Origin of the sequence: Streptomyces sp. NPDC005925, assembly GCF_040638805.1 — a bacterium.
Taxonomy (GTDB): Bacteria; Actinomycetota; Actinomycetes; order Streptomycetales; family Streptomycetaceae; genus Streptomyces.
In genome coordinates, this window is the sequence record NZ_JBEXVL010000009.1 from 52,782 (window position 1) to 69,764 (window position 16,983).

The 16,983-nt window shown below is 70.2% G+C and carries 15 protein-coding genes; all 15 read right to left on the bottom strand.

The genetic code is table 11. The features are described from left to right. Positions 1–181: 181 nt before the first annotated feature. Positions 182–2,110: an NAD-binding protein gene (locus tag ABZ354_RS13835; RefSeq protein ID WP_358656319.1), complete on the bottom strand. Its 1,929-nt coding sequence runs from the start codon at positions 2,108–2,110 to the stop codon at positions 182–184. 308 nt (positions 2,111–2,418) lie between these two features. After that, a complete protein-coding gene (locus ABZ354_RS13840) occupies positions 2,419–2,676 on the bottom strand; it encodes a hypothetical protein (RefSeq protein ID WP_358656321.1) in 258 nt (85 codons plus the stop codon). A 34-nt stretch (positions 2,677–2,710) separates the two neighbouring features. Further along, positions 2,711–3,181 carry a carboxymuconolactone decarboxylase family protein gene (locus ABZ354_RS13845; RefSeq protein WP_358656323.1) on the bottom strand — a complete coding sequence of 157 codons (471 nt, stop codon included), beginning with the start codon at positions 3,179–3,181 and terminating at the stop codon, positions 2,711–2,713. A 198-nt stretch (positions 3,182–3,379) separates the two neighbouring features. Continuing rightward, a complete protein-coding gene (locus tag ABZ354_RS13850; protein WP_358656325.1) occupies positions 3,380–4,171 on the bottom strand; it encodes an ABC transporter permease in 792 nt (263 codons plus the stop codon). Then, a complete protein-coding gene (locus ABZ354_RS13855; protein WP_358656327.1) occupies positions 4,168–5,163 on the bottom strand; it encodes an ATP-binding cassette domain-containing protein in 996 nt (331 codons plus the stop codon). Before ABZ354_RS13855 ends, ABZ354_RS13850 begins: the two co-directional genes overlap by 4 nt. A 68-nt stretch (positions 5,164–5,231) precedes the next feature. Continuing rightward, positions 5,232–6,077 carry a DUF4097 family beta strand repeat-containing protein gene (locus ABZ354_RS13860; RefSeq protein ID WP_358656329.1) on the bottom strand — a complete coding sequence of 282 codons (846 nt, stop codon included), beginning with the start codon at positions 6,075–6,077 and terminating at the stop codon, positions 5,232–5,234. 90 nt (positions 6,078–6,167) lie between these two features. Then, positions 6,168–6,683, bottom strand: coding sequence for a hypothetical protein (locus ABZ354_RS13865; protein WP_358656331.1), 516 nt, complete (start codon positions 6,681–6,683; stop codon positions 6,168–6,170). Positions 6,684–7,089: 406 nt separating this feature from the next. Beyond that, entirely contained in the window at positions 7,090–8,928 is a 1,839-nt protein-coding gene (locus ABZ354_RS13870; protein WP_358656333.1) for a glycoside hydrolase family 15 protein, read from the bottom strand. A gap of 20 nt (positions 8,929–8,948) precedes the next feature. Further along, positions 8,949–10,604 carry a thiamine pyrophosphate-dependent enzyme gene (locus ABZ354_RS13875; protein WP_358656335.1) on the bottom strand — a complete coding sequence of 552 codons (1,656 nt, stop codon included), beginning with the start codon at positions 10,602–10,604 and terminating at the stop codon, positions 8,949–8,951. A gap of 19 nt (positions 10,605–10,623) precedes the next feature. Then, the gene (locus ABZ354_RS13880; protein WP_358656337.1) at positions 10,624–11,451 is read right to left on the bottom strand and encodes an MBL fold metallo-hydrolase; all 828 of its coding nucleotides are present in this window, start codon (positions 11,449–11,451) and stop codon (positions 10,624–10,626) included. A gap of 17 nt (positions 11,452–11,468) precedes the next feature. Further along, a complete protein-coding gene (locus tag ABZ354_RS13885; RefSeq protein ID WP_358656339.1) occupies positions 11,469–12,464 on the bottom strand; it encodes a TIM barrel protein in 996 nt (331 codons plus the stop codon). A gap of 2 nt (positions 12,465–12,466) precedes the next feature. After that, positions 12,467–13,381: a myo-inosose-2 dehydratase gene (iolE, locus tag ABZ354_RS13890; protein WP_358656341.1), complete on the bottom strand. Its 915-nt coding sequence runs from the start codon at positions 13,379–13,381 to the stop codon at positions 12,467–12,469. After that, the gene (locus ABZ354_RS13895) at positions 13,378–13,902 is read right to left on the bottom strand and encodes a hypothetical protein (RefSeq protein WP_358656343.1); all 525 of its coding nucleotides are present in this window, start codon (positions 13,900–13,902) and stop codon (positions 13,378–13,380) included. Before ABZ354_RS13895 ends, iolE begins: the two co-directional genes overlap by 4 nt. Next, entirely contained in the window at positions 13,899–15,005 is a 1,107-nt protein-coding gene (locus ABZ354_RS13900; RefSeq protein WP_358656345.1) for a ferritin-like protein, read from the bottom strand. Before ABZ354_RS13900 ends, ABZ354_RS13895 begins: the two co-directional genes overlap by 4 nt. Beyond that, positions 15,002–16,933: a GMC family oxidoreductase gene (locus ABZ354_RS13905; RefSeq protein ID WP_358656347.1), complete on the bottom strand. Its 1,932-nt coding sequence runs from the start codon at positions 16,931–16,933 to the stop codon at positions 15,002–15,004. The genes ABZ354_RS13900 and ABZ354_RS13905 overlap by 4 nt, the downstream gene beginning before the upstream one ends. Between the last annotated feature and the right edge of the window lie 50 nt (positions 16,934–16,983).

Sequence of the window (16,983 nt, forward strand, 5' to 3'; positions counted from 1 at the left end):
GGTCGCCGGCTTCGGGCGTTTGGCGGCGACCGGCCCGGGTCCGGTGCTCGTTTGCCGGGGCCCGCCGCTCTACGGGCGTTTCCTACGTCCCGGCGGCCGGGTCGTCGGCTTTCGGCGGTTGCGGGTGACCGGCCCGGGTCCGGTGCTCGGTTGCCGGGGCTCGCCGCTCTACGGGCGTTTCCTACGTCCCCGTCCCCGTCCCGCGCCCGGCCCGGTCGCGTGCGCCCCGGCGTCCGAGCAGTTCCGCGAGACCGCGCCGGGTGGCGGCCAGGACCACGCGGTCCGAGCTCTGCAGGACGTAGGTGTCGGGCAGGTCCCACACCAGCCCGGACACCGGCGCCAGGCCGGTGCCGTCGGCCGCGTCCCCCGCGAGGTCGTCCCGCCGTTCGTCGGGCGCGTTCGCGTCCAGCGCGAGCACCCGCCAGGCGCCCGCCCGGAAGGCCTCGCCCACGGTCCGCCCCTCCAGTTGCGCAAGCCCGGCCACCTCCACGGCCGCGAACAGCAGCACCCGCCGCTCCACCGGGATCGCCCCCAGGATCTGCCGGCCCATCATCGCCCCGGCGAAGGCGGGCGCCGCCAGGTGCGACACGCTGCGGCTGCGGGTGAGCGCGTGCGGGTGCGCGGCGCGCAGGGTGCGGTACACGGCGGTCGCGAAGTCGTCGTCGTACAGCCGCAGCACCACCCGCAGGTCGGCCCGCAGGGAGCGCGCGTACAGCACGGCCTCCAGGTTGGTGGTGTCCGCGCTGGTCAGGGCGAGCAGGGCATGCGCGCGATGGATCTTGGCGGACTCCAGTACGCCCTCCTGCGTGACGTCGCCGAGCACCACCGGCACCCGAAGCCGCCGCGCGGTGGCCATCCCGCGCGCCTCGGGGTCGGCCTCGACGCACACCACGGGGATGTGCAGTTCCCGCAGCCGGGTCAGCACGCGCGTGCCGATCTTCCCGAGGCCGAGCAGGACGACGTGACCGCCCAGTCCGCGTGGCGGTTTCCGCAGGGCGGAGGCGCTCCGGAAGGTGCCCAGCGCCTCCAGTACGGCCGCCAGCAGCACGGGCAGCAGCAGCAGTCCGACGAGTCCGGAGAGGAGCTGGAGGATCTGGCGGCCGGCGTCCCGGTTGAGGGCGGGTTCGTTGATGGCGAAGAGGTCGAGCAGGGTTTCGTACGTCGCGTGCAGGGGGTGGTCGCCGGTGACGACCGTCAGGGCGACGGCGAGCGCGACCACACACGCCACGAGCCCGGCCAGTGACCAGCGCAGCCGCCGCGAGAACAGCGAGGCGAAGGGCGGCACGCCGGTGCGGGTGGGCGGCAGGGGCGGGCCGGAGTACGACACCTGCTCCAGGACCACCGTGCCGCGGCCGGTCGCCGCCGCCACGGCCGCCGCGTCGGGCAGCAGTTGAGGACCCTGCTCGCCGCTGCTCTCCGAACCGTCCGCACCGGCCGGGTCGTTGCTCGTCGCGGACAGCAGCGCCAGCGTGCACAGGCCGGGGTCGGCGACCTCGCCGGGGCGCGGCGGGTGCCGTTCCACCGCGCGCAGCAGCAGACCGTCCGTCTGGACGACCTTGCTGGTGCCGGCGAGCGCGGTGGCCGCGAGGGCGGGCGCGGCGGTGTCGGCGTCGGACAGGACGGTCGTCGACGCGTCGGCCTCGGGCCCGTTGCCGGAGGCCAGCGAGGCGGCCTGGTCGAGGAGTTCCTCGATGTGCTGGCCCAGGCGGCGGTTGTAGAGGCGCAGGACGAGCCGCAGACGGGGGTTGAGCCGGCGGGCGGTGAGGGCGGCGCGGATGTTGGTCTCGTCGTCGTCCCACACGAGGGCCAGCGCGGCGGCCCGGTCGACGCCCGCCTCGGCGAGGACGGCCTCGGACAGCTCGGCGGCCTCCAGGACGCGCCCGTTCGCGCCGGGTTCGGCGCTGGTGCCGCCCAGGCGTCCGGCGGCCCGGCCGCGCGCGGCGTTCATCCGGTCGAGCAAGGCGGCGGAAGCGGCACGGGCCCGCCCGGCGACCGGCCGGGGGACACCGCCCGCGGTGGGTGGTACGACGAGGGTGACCTGTTCGCCGTACACGCCCCGCAGCTCCGCCGCGAGCCGGTGCGCGAGCCCGTCGTCGCCGCACACCACCATGTGCGTCGACGGGACACCCGGTACACCTGGAACACCCTGATTCGGAACGCTGGCCACGGGAGAGAAGACTGTCCCAGGCGGAGCGGTGGTTCCAGAAGGACCGCTCCGGCAGGCGGCTGCCCCGCCGGACGGTGGCGCCGAGCGGGTCGTACGGGCCGAACGGTGTGCCGGGGGAGACCGTACGGAAGGGGAGGGGCAGCGCCCGGCCGTGTCACCGGGGCAGGCGGCCCGTGGCCACGGACCGTCCTGGGGAAGCGTCGCCAACGGCCGCGGGCCGGGGGGCCCGCGGTCGGCCGTGCGACCGCCGGCTACTCCTCCTGCCGTTCGGCGCGGCTGAGGCCCCGGGCGACCTCCTGGAGGATCTCCTGCTCGGACCGCCCGGTCATGCGGCCCATCTGCTGCAACAGCAGCGCGCACAGGGCGGTGGCGCCGTCGGCGACCTGGTCGAGATTGCCGTCGGAGACACGGCGGTCGGCCATGTACTGCGCCATGAGGTCGTTTCCGGACACGTAGGCGGTCATGGCCTCGATACCGAGCCGCACGCGGTCGTAGTCGTTGGTCGTCACGGACGCCACGCTTGCACGGCGGCCGCTCGTGGCGCTACGGGTGCCGGCCGGGCTGGTAGGAACCGGCGGGCTGCTGCACCATGACGTTTCCGCGGTTGAACGCGTTGATGAGAGCGATGGTGCACACCAGGGCGGCCAGCTGCTCCTCGTCGAAGTGCTTGGCGGCGTTCTCCCAGATCTCGTCCGACACGCCGCGCCCGTCGGCGAGGCGCGTGCTGTCCTCCGTCAGCTCCAGGGCGGCGCGCTCGGCGTCGGTGAAGACCGTGGCGTCGCGCCAGGCCGCGATCAGGTGGAGGCGGGTCGAGTCCTCCCCGGCGTGCGCGGCCTCCTTGGTGTGCATGTCGACGCAGCCGCTGCAGCCGTTGATCTGGCTGGCGCGGATGTTCACGAGGTGCCGTGTCGCGGTCGGCAGTGTCGAGCCCGCGAGGGTCTTCGACGCCGCGACCAGTTGCTTGACGAACTGGGCTGTCACCGGGCCGGCGAGGAGGTTCAGCCTGGGTTCCATGGTGCTCTCCTGTGCTGTTGTCGATCGGGGCATCCCCTGGGGCGGAATGATCCAGCAAAGTGTGACATGGCGGGAATGCGTCCCACGGTACGCGCTGCCGTAGGTCCGGCAACGCGAACGGGCGGCGTACGCCGACGTGATGTCGGAGTACGCCGCCCGGGGAAGCGGAGCGGCGCGAGCGGCCGCGGTGTCGTCCGGCTACTGCGGATCGCGCTCGAACACGGCCTTCGACCAGCAGTAGCCGAGCACGGTCAGCCCCAGGCACCAGGCGACCGCGAGCCACCCGTTGTGCCCGGTCCCGCTGCCGAGCAGCAGCCCGCGCAGGGTCTCGATGGCGGGGGTGAAGGGCTGGTACTCGGCGACCGGCCGGAACCATCCCGGCATCGCGTCCACCGGGACGAAGGCGCTGGAGACGAACGGCAGGACGATGAGCGGCAGCGCGTTGTTGCCGGCGGCTTCGGCGTTCGGGCTGACCATGCCCAGTCCGACGGCGATCCAGGTGAGCGCCAGGGCGACGAGCGCGAGCAGCCCGAACGCGGCCAGCCATTCGAGGGGCGTGGCGTCCACGGACCGGAAGCCGACGGCCACCGCGACGGCGCCGACGAACATCACACTGACGAGTGACTGCACCACGCTCCCCACCACATGCCCGACGAGCACGGAGGGGCGGTGGATGGCCATGGTGCGGAAGCGGCCGATGATGCCCTCGGTCATGTCGTTGGAGACGGACACCGCGGTTCCGACGACGGTGCCGCCGATCGTCATCAGCACGATGCCCGGCACGAGGTAGGCGACGTACGCGGAGCGGTCCGCGCCGCCGCCACCGATGCCCGCGCTCATCACGTCGCCGAAGACGTAGACGAAGAGCAGCAGCAGGACGACCGGCGTGAGCAGCAGATTCAGCGTCAGGGACGGGTAGCGCCGGGCGTGCAGCAGGTTGCGGCGCAGCATCGTGGACGAGTCGCGCAGGGCGAGGGAGAGGGAACTCATCGGACATCCTCCTCGGCGGGCCGGTCGGCGCCGCCGGTCAGGGCGAAGAACACGTCGTCGAGGTCGGGGGTGTGCACGGTGAGTCCGTCGGCCTCGACACCGGCGGCGTCGAGCCGGTCGAGGAGGGAACGGAGCTCGCGCTGGGTGCAGCCGCTGGGGATCTGGAGGGCGAGCGCGTCGTCGTCGCGGCCGGCCTCGCGCAGGGCCAGGGCGGCTGCCCGGTAGGCGGCGGGGTCGCAGAAGCGGAGCCGGACATGCCCGCCGGGCACGATCCGCTTCAGCTCGTCGGCGGTTCCCTCGGCGACGATCGTCCCGCCGTCGAGTACGGCGATGCGGTCGGCGAGCTCGTCGGCCTCTTCGAGGTACTGGGTGGTGAGGAAGACGGTGACGCCGGTGCTGACGAGCCCGCGGATGATCTGCCACATGTCGTGCCGGGAGCGGGGATCGAGCCCGGTGGTCGGCTCGTCGAGGAAGATGATCCGGGGGCTGCCGACGAGGGTCATGGCGAGGTCGAGCCGGCGCTTCATGCCGCCGGAGTAGGTGGAGGCGGCCCGCGGCGCGGCGTCACCGAGACGGAACCGTGCCAGCAGCTCCGCGGCGATACGCCGCCCTTCCCGCCTGGGCAGATGGTGCAGGTCGGCCATGAGGAGCATGTTCTCCTCGCCGGTGATGAGTCCGTCGACGGCGGAGAACTGTCCGGTGACGCCGATGACGGCGCGAGCGCCCTGCGGGTCCGTGGCGAGGTCGTGCCCCCCGACGCGCAGCTCACCGCCATCGGGCCGGACGAGAGTGGAGAGGATCTTGACGGCGGTGGTCTTGCCGGCGCCGTTGGGCCCGAGCAGTGCGAACACCGACCCGGCCGGGACGTGCAGGTCGATCCCGTCGAGGACGGTCCTGCCGCCGTACGACTTGCGCAATCCGGTCGCAGAGACGGCGGCGGGGGGCCGCGGCTCACGTGACGAAAATGAGGTGGGCATGACAGAAGCGGGCATGGGGCCCTCCCTTTCGAAGGCCGAGGGGACTGAGGACAAGGACGGACCGGGGGTGGGAGGACGGGGGATCAGACCTGGGCGCGGCGGACGTCGATGGTGCCGAAGCGGGTGCGGGCGCGGACCTCGACGGTGTCCTCGGCCTCGTCGGGGCTGTCGGAGGCGGTGAGCGTGTTGCGTACCTGACCGTGGCCGGAACTGACGTCCAGCCAGGCGGCGGTGCCCTCGCGGATGCCGACCTCGATGCCACCGTAGGAGGTCTCCAGCCGGAGGGAGCCGCGCGCGACGTCGGCGACGCGCAGGGCACCGTGGGCGGTGGTGGCGGAGACCGAGCCCTCGGCGCGCACGATGTCGATGTCGCCGTTGGCGCCGCTCACCCGCAGGTCGCCGGTCGCGGCGCCGACGGTGGTGGTGCCGTGCGAGTTCTTCAGGACGGCGGGTCCCTCGAGGGTGCCGACGCGCATGCTGCCGGAGCTGGTGGTGATCTCGGCCGGCCCCTCGACCCGGCCGACGGTGATCGAGCCGTGGGAGGCGGTCAGCCGGAGCGGCCCGGTCGTGTCGAGGCGGACGTCGCCCGACGACGTCTTCACGTGCACCTCGCCGAACCGGCCCTCGCCGAGCACCTGGACCCAGGCGCCGGTCACGTCGAGGCGCGAGCCGGTGGGCAGTTCGACCGTCACGTCGACGGTGCCGGTGCGCCCGATGAGGTAGCGCTGCTTGGGCGTCCTGACGGTCAGTACGCCGCTCACGTACGTGACCTCGGTCTGGTCGGCCGCCCGTACGTCCTGGTCCTTCTTCGGGTCGCGGGGCCGCACGTCGACGACGGTGTCGGGGCGGTCGCCCGCGATGAGCTGGAGGGAACCGGCCTCCATGTGGACTGTGGCGGAGATCGCTTCGGGAGTGTCGAAAGAAGGCATGGCTGTCTCGTCCTCTTGGGTCTTCGGAGCGTCCCCGCTGGTGGGACGTGGTGTGAGTGACGTGAGTGACGTACCGCGGGCGGGCGCGGGTCAGCGCACCCAGCCCGTGAAGCTCTGTCCGAGGGTCTGGGTCTTCTCCGTCGTGCGAGGCCGTGCGCCGCCGTCGACCGCGGCCGACACGGCGCGCACCAGCCACGCGTTGACCGACAGGCCCTCGCGGCCCGCGGCCTCCTCGGCACGCGCCTTGAGGTGGGCGGGCAGGCGCAGATTGACGCGGGCGGTGCCACCCTCGTCGCCGTCGGCCGGAACCCTGACCGACTCCAGGGGTGCGGTCGCAGGCGCCGCGGGAGGGGTGTCGGCGCCGGGCGGCGGCGTCACGACGAAGTCGGGGTCGAGCCCGCGCAGTCGTACGTCGACGGAGCCCGGGGCGAGCTCGCGGGTGATCTCGTCCATCGCGGCGGACAGGACGTTGAGCAGGGTCAGCCGCGCCGCCGACTCCAGCGGCGCGGTGAGCCTCTCGGCCAGCTCACGGGCTTCGCCACCGCCGGCCTCGGCGGCCACCGCGAGCTCACGGCGGAGGGTGTCGACATACGGGGTGAGGTCCATGACGCCATGATGGCATCACTATGGCGCCAGGGGCAAGCGTCCTAGCGGCGCTCCGTGCGGGCAGGGCGCGTGGAACGCGCGTGACCTGCGCGAATGGCGTGATGCCCGTCCGGCTGCTGGTGGAGCCGGGTGGAAGGTCGCGGGGCTGGGGGGCCGAGTGTGGCGTCGTGTGGCGCAGAGTGGCGTTCGAGTGGTGCCACTGCGGGCCACTGAGTGCCGCCGGGTGCCATCAGGTCCGCCTCCACGTCCCCGTGCCACCGACGGGCGGCACGCGCTCTCCGGGCACGCGCCTCCCGGGCACGCGCCTCCCGGGCACGCGCCTCCCGGGCACGCGCCTCCCGGGCACGCGCCTCCCGGGTACGCGCCAGCCGGGTACGCGTCGGCGGCCGGGCGGGCCGGGGCCGGGCTACCGCCTGTCGAGTGCCTTGTCGAGGGTGAGGGCCGCGTCGATGAGGGCGAGGTGCGTGAACGCCTGCGGAAAGTTGCCCAGTTGGCGGCCCGTCGGGTCGATCTCCTCCGAGTACAGGCCCAGGTGGTTGGCGTACCCCATCATCTTCTCGAACACCAGCCGTGCCTTGTCCGTCCGTCCCGCACGGGCGAGGGCGTCGACGTACATGAACGTGCACAGCGAGAAGGTGCCCTCGGAGCCGCGCAGGCCGTCGGGCGAGGCCCCCGGGTTGTAGCGGTAGACGAGGCTGTCGCTGACCAGTTCGCGCTCGATGGCGTCCAGGGCCGATGCCCACATCGGGTCCTCGGGGCTGAGGAACCCGACCGTCGCCATGCGCAGCAGCGAGGAGTCCAGTACGTCACTGCCGTAGTGCTGGACGAAGGCCCGCTCCTGTCCGTTCCACCCCTTGGCCATGACCTGTTCGTACACGGCGTCCCGCTGGGTCTGCCACCGTCCGGCCGCCGAGGGCCAGCCGTTCGACGCGGCGAGGCGCAGGGCACGGTCGAACGCCACCCACGACATGACCCGGCCGTAGGTGAAGTCCTGGCGACCGCCGCGGGTCTCCCAGATGCCCTCCTCCGCCTGGTCCCAGTGGTCGGCCAGCCAGTCCAGGTTCGCCCGTATCGAGTTCCATCCCTCGTACCCGACCTCGAATCCGCGCTGGTGCGCGAAGCAGATGCTGTCCAGCGCCTCGCCGTAGATGTCCAGTTGGAGCTGCGTCGCGGCGCCGTTGCCGATCCGTACCGGCGCGGAGCCCGCATAGCCCTCCCAGTGGCCGAGGATCCGCTCGTCCAGGTCGGCCGAGCCGTCGACCTTGTACATGATGTTGAGCGGGCCCGTGTTCCCGCCGCTGCCCGCCCGCTCCCTGACCCGGTCGCTCAGCCAGGCGATGAACGCCCGTGCCTCCTCCGTGAAGCCCAGTCCCAGCAGGGCGTACACGGAGAAGGAGGCGTCACGGATCCAGGTGAAGCGGTAGTCCCAGTTGCGTTCGCCGCCCAGTTGCTCAGGGAGAGCCGTCGTCGGGGCGGCCACCACGGCGCCGCTGGGAGCGAAGGTCATGAGCTTCAGCGTCATCGCGGAACGCTCCACCACCTCGCGCCAGCGCCCGGTGTAGCGGGACTGCGCCAGCCAGGAGCGCCAGAACGCCACCGTCTCGTCGAAGAGCCGTTGGTAGGCGTCCAGACGGACCTCGGCGGGTGGTCCCTCGGCGCCCATTTCGAGGATCAGCCCGCGCTGCTGACCGGCCTTCAGGGTCAGCGAGAGGTGCAGGTCGGCACCCTGGTCCGTGAGAACCTCGTCGAGCCGCTCGTCCTCCGGTTCACGGATGGGATTCATGGTGAGTTGCGTGCCGTCCTCCGCGGCGAAGACCGCTCCGTGCTGGGTGATGTGCAACTCGTGCTTCCCGCGCCCGTAGTCGAACCGTGGGGCGATCTCCACCTGGAACGTCATGCTGCCGCGCACACAGCGGACCAGACGCACCAGCCGGTGGCAGGAGGTGACCGTCGTACCGGTCACGGGCATGAAGTCGACCACCTCACCGGCGCCCGCCTCGGTCATGAACCGGGTCACCAGGACGGCCGTGTCGGGCAGGTACAACTGCTTGGTCGTATGAGTACGGTGCGCGGGCCGGACCGTGCAGTGCCCGCCCTTCTCCTTGTCCAGCAGCGCCCCGAAGACGCTCGGCGAGTCGAACCGCGGGGAGCAGAACCAGTCGACCGCGCCCTCGGTGGTCACCAGCGCCGCGGTCTGCAGATCGCCGATGAGGCCGTGGTTCTCGATCAGTGGGTAGCCGTTCATCGGGGCGCCCCTTTCGGAGGTCAATGGGCCTTCCACGCGGCGTTGTCAGGGATCGTCTTGTCGGGCACCCGCACCTGGATGACGGACGGGCTGCCCGAGTTCTCCAGTGCACCCGTCACGGCATCCTTCAGCTCTCCGTACGTGCCGACTTCCCACCCCCGGCAGCCGAAGACGTCCGCCAGCGCGCTGTAATTCCACCGGTGCAGCCTGCACGGCTTGTAGAACGGCTCGTCGGAGTGGAACACCGCGGCGTCGGCGAGCCACTGCTCCACGGCGTAGACGCCGTTGTCGATGACGAAGACGATCGGGTCGAGCCCGAACCGGGTCTGCGTCGAGAGGCATTGGGCGGTCATCTGGAAGCCGCCGTCACCCGAGAAGACCAGCACCTTCTGGTCGGGGCTCTTCGCCAGGCAGATACCCGTCGCCGCCGGCGCGCTGTAGCCGATCGCCGAATAGGACGACTGGACGACGAACCCTCCCGGGCTGGGCACATCGAGCAGCAGACTGCCGAAGTAGTTCATGCTCGCGTCGGCGCCGACGATGGTGTTCTTGTCGACGTACTGCTGGATGTAGTGGTAGAAGCCCTGGTAGGTGATGACGTCGGCCTCGTCCACGCTCGGCGCGCTGTGCGCCGGCATGTCCGGCAGTTTCCGTGTCTTGGGCGCGATCTTTTCCGCCAGGATGCCGTCCAGCAGGTGTTCCAACGCGACCTGCCCGCCGAAATAGGTCCCGAGCTTGACCGCGTCGAACGACGCGAATGCGGTCTTGTCGTAGTCGGGTTCCCAGCCCAGCGCGTTGATGTCTGTCAGCCACACACCGAGGGCCAGGATGAAGTCGGACTTGTCGGCCAGATCCATCACGGCCGCCGATGATGCCTGGCCGTCGAACACGCCGACGAACAGCTCGTCGTCCTCGGCCAGGACGGCCTTGCTGAGGAGTTCCGTGACGAACGGCACGTTCAGTTGCCGGATCAGGCTCATGGCCCTGTCCTGAAGGCCGAGCCGGTCGATCTCCACGCCGAGCCAGATGAGCGGATTCTCGGCGTTTTCGAGCTCGGCGCAGATCTTGGTGACGGACTGCTCCAGGCTGGTCTCGTCCGACAGGGCCCTGGCCGGCTTCAGAACACCCTGCGGCGGCTCGCACTCCAGGTCGACCATGTCCTGGAGCAGCTCGATATATATCGGGCGCCGTTCTGTTATGCACTGGGTCAGTGCGTAATCGATCAGCGTCGGTGCGAGGTCCGGATTCTCGATCCGTATGGCTGCGACCGTCAGGTGCTCGAACGACTGAAGATCCGTCTCGCGTCCGCTGATGAAGTGATGGGCGCTGAAACCGGTCTGCTCGAAGGTGATGGTCTTCTTGATGCTCGGTGTGCCGTTGATCAGCACCAGCGGCACCTTTTCGACATAGGCGCCGGCGACAGCGTTCACGGCACACAGTGCGCCTGCGGAGTAGGTGAGGCAGAGGGCGCCGATTCCCTTCATCCTGGCGTATCCGTCCGCCGCATACCCGGCGTTGACCTCGTTGACTTCTTCGACGATCTGGATGCCGTTCGGCGCGACGTACCGGTTCAGCCACTCTATCGAGTAGTCGCCCGCGATGGCGAACAGGTGCTCCAGTCCGAGTTGGCGGAGCCGGTCCACCAGGTACTGTCCTACAGTGCAGCTCTCGTTCATGGTGGGAACACCTCCGTGCTCAGTATTCGCTCGCGCCGCCGAACAGCCGGGGCATGTAGATGTTGAAGATCCCCGGGCACTTGCGTTCCGGATACCGCTGCAGCATGAAATTCTTGAAGGCGTCGTCTGCGAGCCCGTTGTCGATTGCCTGCCGAGCGGCAGAAAGGTACTCGATGTTGCGGGCGACCTCGCTCTTGTCGGCCGGCAGGCCGTGGCCCGGCATGAACAACTCGTAGTCCGACACCAGCATTTCCTGCAGTACCTGGGCCCAGTGGTCCATGTGTTTCGTCAGGTACAGATGGGTGCCGCTGTACACCAGGTCCTGGGTGACGTACACACCTACCTCGGGAAGCCTGATGGTGAGGTGGTAATCGATCTCGGTGTCCGTCACCCGGTCGAAGACGTAGGTGACCCCGTCGATGGTCTCTTCACCCGGACCGGCGACCTGTTCGGGAACGACTATGCGCTCCGGGGCGAGGTCACCGAGTTTCTGGTGGTCACTTCTCGAGTCTTCCCCGTGATCGTGGATGAAGGTCCTGGTTTCGGACAACGCGTAGACCGTGATGTCGGTGAACGCGGTCCCCAGACCGAACCAGTGGTCAGGGTGCCGGTGAGAGACGTACAGCCTTTCGATGGGCTTGCCCAGGCTGTCCGCGTAGTCCCTGAATGCCTTCGCGCAGGGGGCGAGGAACTGCCCGTCGACGAGAACCAGCTGGTTCCTGGTCTCGATGATGTGCGTGGCGTTCGCGATGTTGTCGTACGCGAAGGACGCGACGCAGGTGTGAATGCGGACGTCGCCCGTCTGCTTCACGACCATGAAGATGGGATCTGACACCTGAGCTGCCATGCGAGACCTCTCCGGGGTTAGGCAATCCGCTCTCGCAGTTCCTCCAGCGCCGCCGCCGCGACGTCGTAGGCGCTGTCCCTGTCGGGCACGGGATCGTCCTCGCCGGGCCGCCAGAAACGCCGGCGCGCCATGCGCATGGAACTGTCGAACGGCGGGATCGCGTTGAACACTTCGATCAGGTACGGCCCGCGATACACCGGCTCGATCTCGTTCGCGATGATGTGCCACGGGATCCAGCTGTCCTTCACCGCGCCCCGGTCGGGTGCGGATATGTGGACGTAGTAGAGCCGGTCCTGGCGTATGGCCCGCGCCACGTTCTCCTTCAGGACCGACGGACCCTGACTTTCCATCACGACCTGCGCGGTGTCGATCGTGACGCCGCCCTGCGTGTGCTCGAGGCCCTCGAGGAAGTCCAGCACCTCCGAGACCATGTTGGGCGGCGGCGTCTCCCAGCTCTTGACGGGCTCCACGGCGAGCTTCACCTCTCGCGCCGCGGCGTACTCCAGCAGCTCCTCGAAGACGGAACGCGCCGCGTGGTAGCGCGGCTTCATCCAGTCCTGCAGGGCGTCGCTCCAGATCGGCTCATCGGTGTCCGTGAGCGGAAAGACCCCGTAGGGGTAGATGAACGGCCCGGACATGATCGAGTCGCCGCCCAGGACCCGCGTGATGTCGACGCGCGACTTGAGGTAGGACAGGGCCTGCCTGCGCTGCTCCTCGTAGGGCGACGTCGGGTCGAAGGTCCGCGTGGTCCCCACGTTGGTGGTGAACCTCACCTCCCCGAGCCCCGCCTGGTCGAATGCCTTCCTGAGGCCGATGTAGCGGTCGACCTCGAGCTTGTGCTCGACGGTGCTGGGCCGGGCGGCGATGTGCACGTCGAAGCCGTCGTAGCCCATGTCGGTCAGGGTTTTGAGGTGATGGACCAGGGTCCGGGTGTACCGCGCGTCCTGCGGCCGCAGATCGGCCGTGAACATGAAGAAGCTGAAGAACACGTCGCGTCCGAGTGTCGCGTTCATCGTCACCACCCCAAGACGTCGGCGAGGTAGGTGCGGGCCCTCTTGGCGTACTCGAGCGGGACGGCCTTGTTCGGATCCTGCTCCGCCTCCACGACCAGCCACCCTTCGTACCGCGCGTCGGCCAGCACTTCGAGGATGGGCCGGAAGTCGATCGCGCCGTCTCCGGGCACGGTGAAGACGCCGAGCTCCACGCCTTCCTGGAACGACAGGCCCTCTTCACGCACCCGGCTCACCACCTCGGGCCGGACGCTCTTCATGTGGACGTGGCCGATGCGACCCGCGTGGGCCCGGGCCAGGTCCAGCGGATCGTCGCCGGCGAAGGCCACGTGGCCGGTGTCGAGCAGCAGGTGGACCAGGTCCGGATCGGTCGAGGCCATCAGCCGGTCGATGTCGGCCCGGGTCATGACGCCGGTGCCCATGTGGTGGTGGTAGCTGAGCTTCATCCCGGCCGAGCGGGCGATCTTGCCGAGCTCGTCCAGGCCCGACGCCAGGGCGTCCCACTGGGCGTCGGTGAAGACGGGGCGGTTGGCGAACACGTCCACGGGGAGCAGGTGGGACGAAGCGCCGAACTCGGCCACGACCAGCTCGTTCCCGCCCAGCGCCCTGATGTGGGCCAGCGTCTCCTCGAAAGCGGCGACCGTCTTCTGCCGCATCTTGTCGATCGTGAAGTACGTGCTCGTCCAGGGCTCGGACACGCGCAGGCCGCGCAGGTCGAGGGCGGCCTTGAGCTCGGCGGCGTCCGAGGGGTACTTGTGCCCGATACTGCAGCCCTGGAAGCCGGCGAGTGCCATCTCGCTGACGGCCTGACCGAAGGAGATGTCGGCGTCGATGGTGGGAAAGTCGTCGTTCCACCACACGGTGCAGCAAACGCCGAGCTTCACCTTGTCCGGGCTGAGGCGGTTGGCCAGAGTCGTCATCGTGTCGCCCCTTTCAGGTAGCGGTCCGCGATGCGGGGTGGCTGGGCCCAGGAGCCGTATCCGGGTGCCTTGGCACCCTGCGGATTGGCCCCGATGGCCCGCCACAGCAGCCCCTCCTGGTAGGAGGCGGCACTGATCGTGGAGGTTTCCGCCGCGGTGTGGGCCCCGTAGAGGTCGATCCACTCGGGTGGCAGCGCGTACCACATCCCGGCGTACCAGAGCTTGGTCACGTTGCGGGCCACCGGTCCGAGCCGGTCGTCGCTGAAAACCCGGTGGCGCAGGGCCCGGTCGAGCAGATCCCGGTCGAGCGGTCGCCGGCCGTGGTGTCCGGCATCACCGGCTGCGTCGGCCCGGGCTGCCCGGTGGGCGTCCAGGAGGGCGGTGACGACCTCGTCGCCGCAGGCGGCCCGCACCTTCGCCAGGTAGGGGCGGGCCATGCCGGTGCCGAGCAGATCGGTCTCCTCGAAGGCGGTGAGGTCGACGGACAGGTCGAGGAACTTCTCGAAGGACGGCGCGGTCATCGCGTCACCGCCGGGGTCGTCCGGCCGGCACCGGGCGCGGCCTGCGGATCGGCCTCGACCGCGGCCGGGATTTCGAAGGTGGGGGCGGCGTGCAGGCCGCCACTGCCCGGCAGGGGGTTGCACACCAGCCGGTTGAACCCGTCGCGCAGGCGGAACATCTCGCAGACGGCCTCCTGCAGGAGTCCCGGCTGCCCGTTGAACGCCCGGGTGAGCAGGGCGAGGAGGTCCCCGTAGTCGGCGTTGAAGTCCCGGGCGACCCGGGCGAGCTCCGATCCGGCCGGGTAGTCGGCCAGCCGGGCACTCGCCTTCACCTGGTACACGTCGTCCCAGGAGATGCTCAGCGCGGGCCCCGTGGGCGCATCGGGGTGGTCGCCCACCTGGTAGTAGCGCCCGAGTTGCAGCTGCCGGTACCGGTAGTAGTGGGCCAGCTCCCCTTCCGCGTCGTAGATGCCCGAGTCGAGGCCCTCGCCCTGGGCGGCGATGAAGTCGAGCGCCCGCCGGGCCGATTCCAGGTCGGTGACGACGATCATCTCCCCGCCGCCCGAGTAGAAGTACTCGGGGCCCACCTGCAGGGCCGGGTCCCCGGAGAAGAGCGCGGGGTCGTCGGCCGCCACCTTTCCCAGCCCTTCGGCGATCTCCTCGTAGAACTCGCCGATGCTGTAGAAGTGCACCCCCTGGGCGGTGGGGCTGGAGACCAGGAGCTGTGTCCCGCTGTCCTGCACCAGCCGTGCGCCGGCACTGGGCGCCTTGCGCGGCCGTTCGATCTTGCAGAACGTCTCCACCGCCTCGGGGGAGAAGGACCGCAGGTCGACGGTGAAGTCGTTCTCCCCGTCGGGCAGGTAGGCCGGGTAGGACGGCACGAAGCCGGGGCGGGTCAGGTCGGGCTTCCCGCCGATGGCGTTCAGGACGTTGGCGACGAGGGTCAGGTGCAGCATCTCCTCCACCGCGGCCACCCGGATGATGTGGGCGGCGTCGGAGTTGCTGGTGGAACGTATGGAGTAGTACGCGGTCAGGTACGGGGGGATGGTCGCGTGCTCGAGCGCCATCGCCGCGTCCAGGTAGCTGAAGAGGTCGTCACGGCTTTCGATGGTGGATGCGGTCATCGGGCCACCTCCCCTGAGGTCGGCGCCGCCCGGCGCCGGTCGCGGGCGACGTTGATCGGTGCGGTCTCCGAGTCGAGCTGGGACAGCATGGCCCGGACGCTGCGCAGGCACAGGGCGGCGACGGTGAGCGTCACATTCGACGTGCCCACGGTGGGCATGCTTCCCCCGCCGACCATGTAGAGGTTCTCGTGGTCCCAGCACCGCTGGTCCGCGTCGACCACCGAGGCCGACGGGTCGCGGCCCATCATGTGGGTGCCGGCGAGGTGGTTGCCCCCGCGGATCTCGTACCCCACGCCGTCGTGCACGGCGTAGCCCCAGAAGTTCGGGTCGTACGCGGTGTGGTCGTCGGCTCCCAGGCGGGCGAAGATGCGCTTCGACAACTGCCGGGCGTACGCCACCCCCCGCATCGTGTACTCGGGGATGTCGTAGGTGAGGACGGGCCGCATGTTCCCCAGCCGGTCGGTGAAGTCCGGGCTCACGGTGACCCGGTTGCTCGGGTTGGCGGGGACCTCGACCATGAACGCCATCTGGAGCTGGCGGGACACCCGGTCGACCAGGCCCTGGCGGAGGGACTCGCCGTAGCGGCCACCGGAGTCCACCAGGTCGATCAGGTCGGTCATCGGCGCGCCCCGGGCCCAGCCCCAGCCGTCGTTGTGGATGTCGACGTTGAACGCCGCCTGGCGGCTGCGGAAGCGGCCCCCGCGCAGGTCGCTGATGCCGCCCGTGCAGTTCGTGCCGCGGAAGGTGCCGGCCACTTCCGGCAGCAGGCTCCACGCCAGCAGGTAGGCGTGGTCCATGAAGTTCCGCCCCATGAGGCCGCTCGAACCGCGCAGGCCGGAGGCCAGCATCAGCCGGGGGTTCTCCACCGCGTTGGCGGCCAGGACGAACAGCCGGCCGCGGGCCTTCATCGTGGTGTAGCCGGGGCTGTCGGGCCGGTCGTAGCGGCGGTACTCGATCTCGGTCACCCGGCGCGTGTGCTCGTCGACGTGCACCTTGTACGCCACCGCCTGGGCCACCAGATCGACCCGTCCGCTCTGGAGGGCCAGCGCGAGGGTCTTGCCGGCGTTGTACTTGGCCTGCACCGGGCAGAGGGGCACGCAGTTGTTGTTGCCCTGGCACCGCTCGCCGACCTCGACCTGGTACGCGCTCACCGCCCCCTGCGGCACGAAACCCTTCCCGCCGTCGTACGCCGGGTTCGGTATCCCGTTGCGGCCCTGCGGGAACGGGCGGACCCGCAGCTCCCGCCGCTCCCCGTCGAGTTCGACCGGCATCCCGTCGACGTCCTTGGCGACCATCCGGTCCAGGTAGGACAGGGGCAGCCCCTTCATGGGGAACACGTAGCCGTCGTCGAAGGTCATCCCGAGGTAGGCCTGGTCCTCCACGTCGGCGGAGACGCCGATCTCGCGCTCGGCCTCGTTGTAGTACGGAACGAGGTCCTCGTAGGTGAGCGGCCAGTCCGCCCCCTCGCCGTAGAGCGTCCGCATCCGGAAGTCCTCGGGCAGCATCCGCAGCGTCTTGCCCTCCCAGTGCATGGTGGTGCCGCCGAGGACCCGCGTGTAGGTGGTGTCGGTGGCCAGGGGCCCGCTCTGCACGATGTAGGCCGAGGCGTCGGGCTCACCCGGTGTGATGCGCCGTGCGTCGGTGCCGCGCGGCATCGGGGCGTTGGCGACGGCCGGGTAGGGGGCCTGGTTGTCCTTGCTGATGGCGGAGTAGAACCGGTCGAGGAGCTCCTCGTATCCCCTGAGGGTGAGGTCTTCGGCCGGGCCCGCTTCGAGCATCAGCACGCTCTTGCCGGCGCTGCTCAGCCGCGACGCGATGAGGGCGCCGGAGATGCCGCCGCCGACGATGACGGCGTCGTAGAGAACATCGGCCGCGGCGGCGGGGTCGGTGCGCCGCGCCGCTCCCTTGGGGAACTTCTCGTACGACATGGGGCAGTCACTCCTTTACTGCCGGGCGCGGACGGGACCCGCGTGGCATC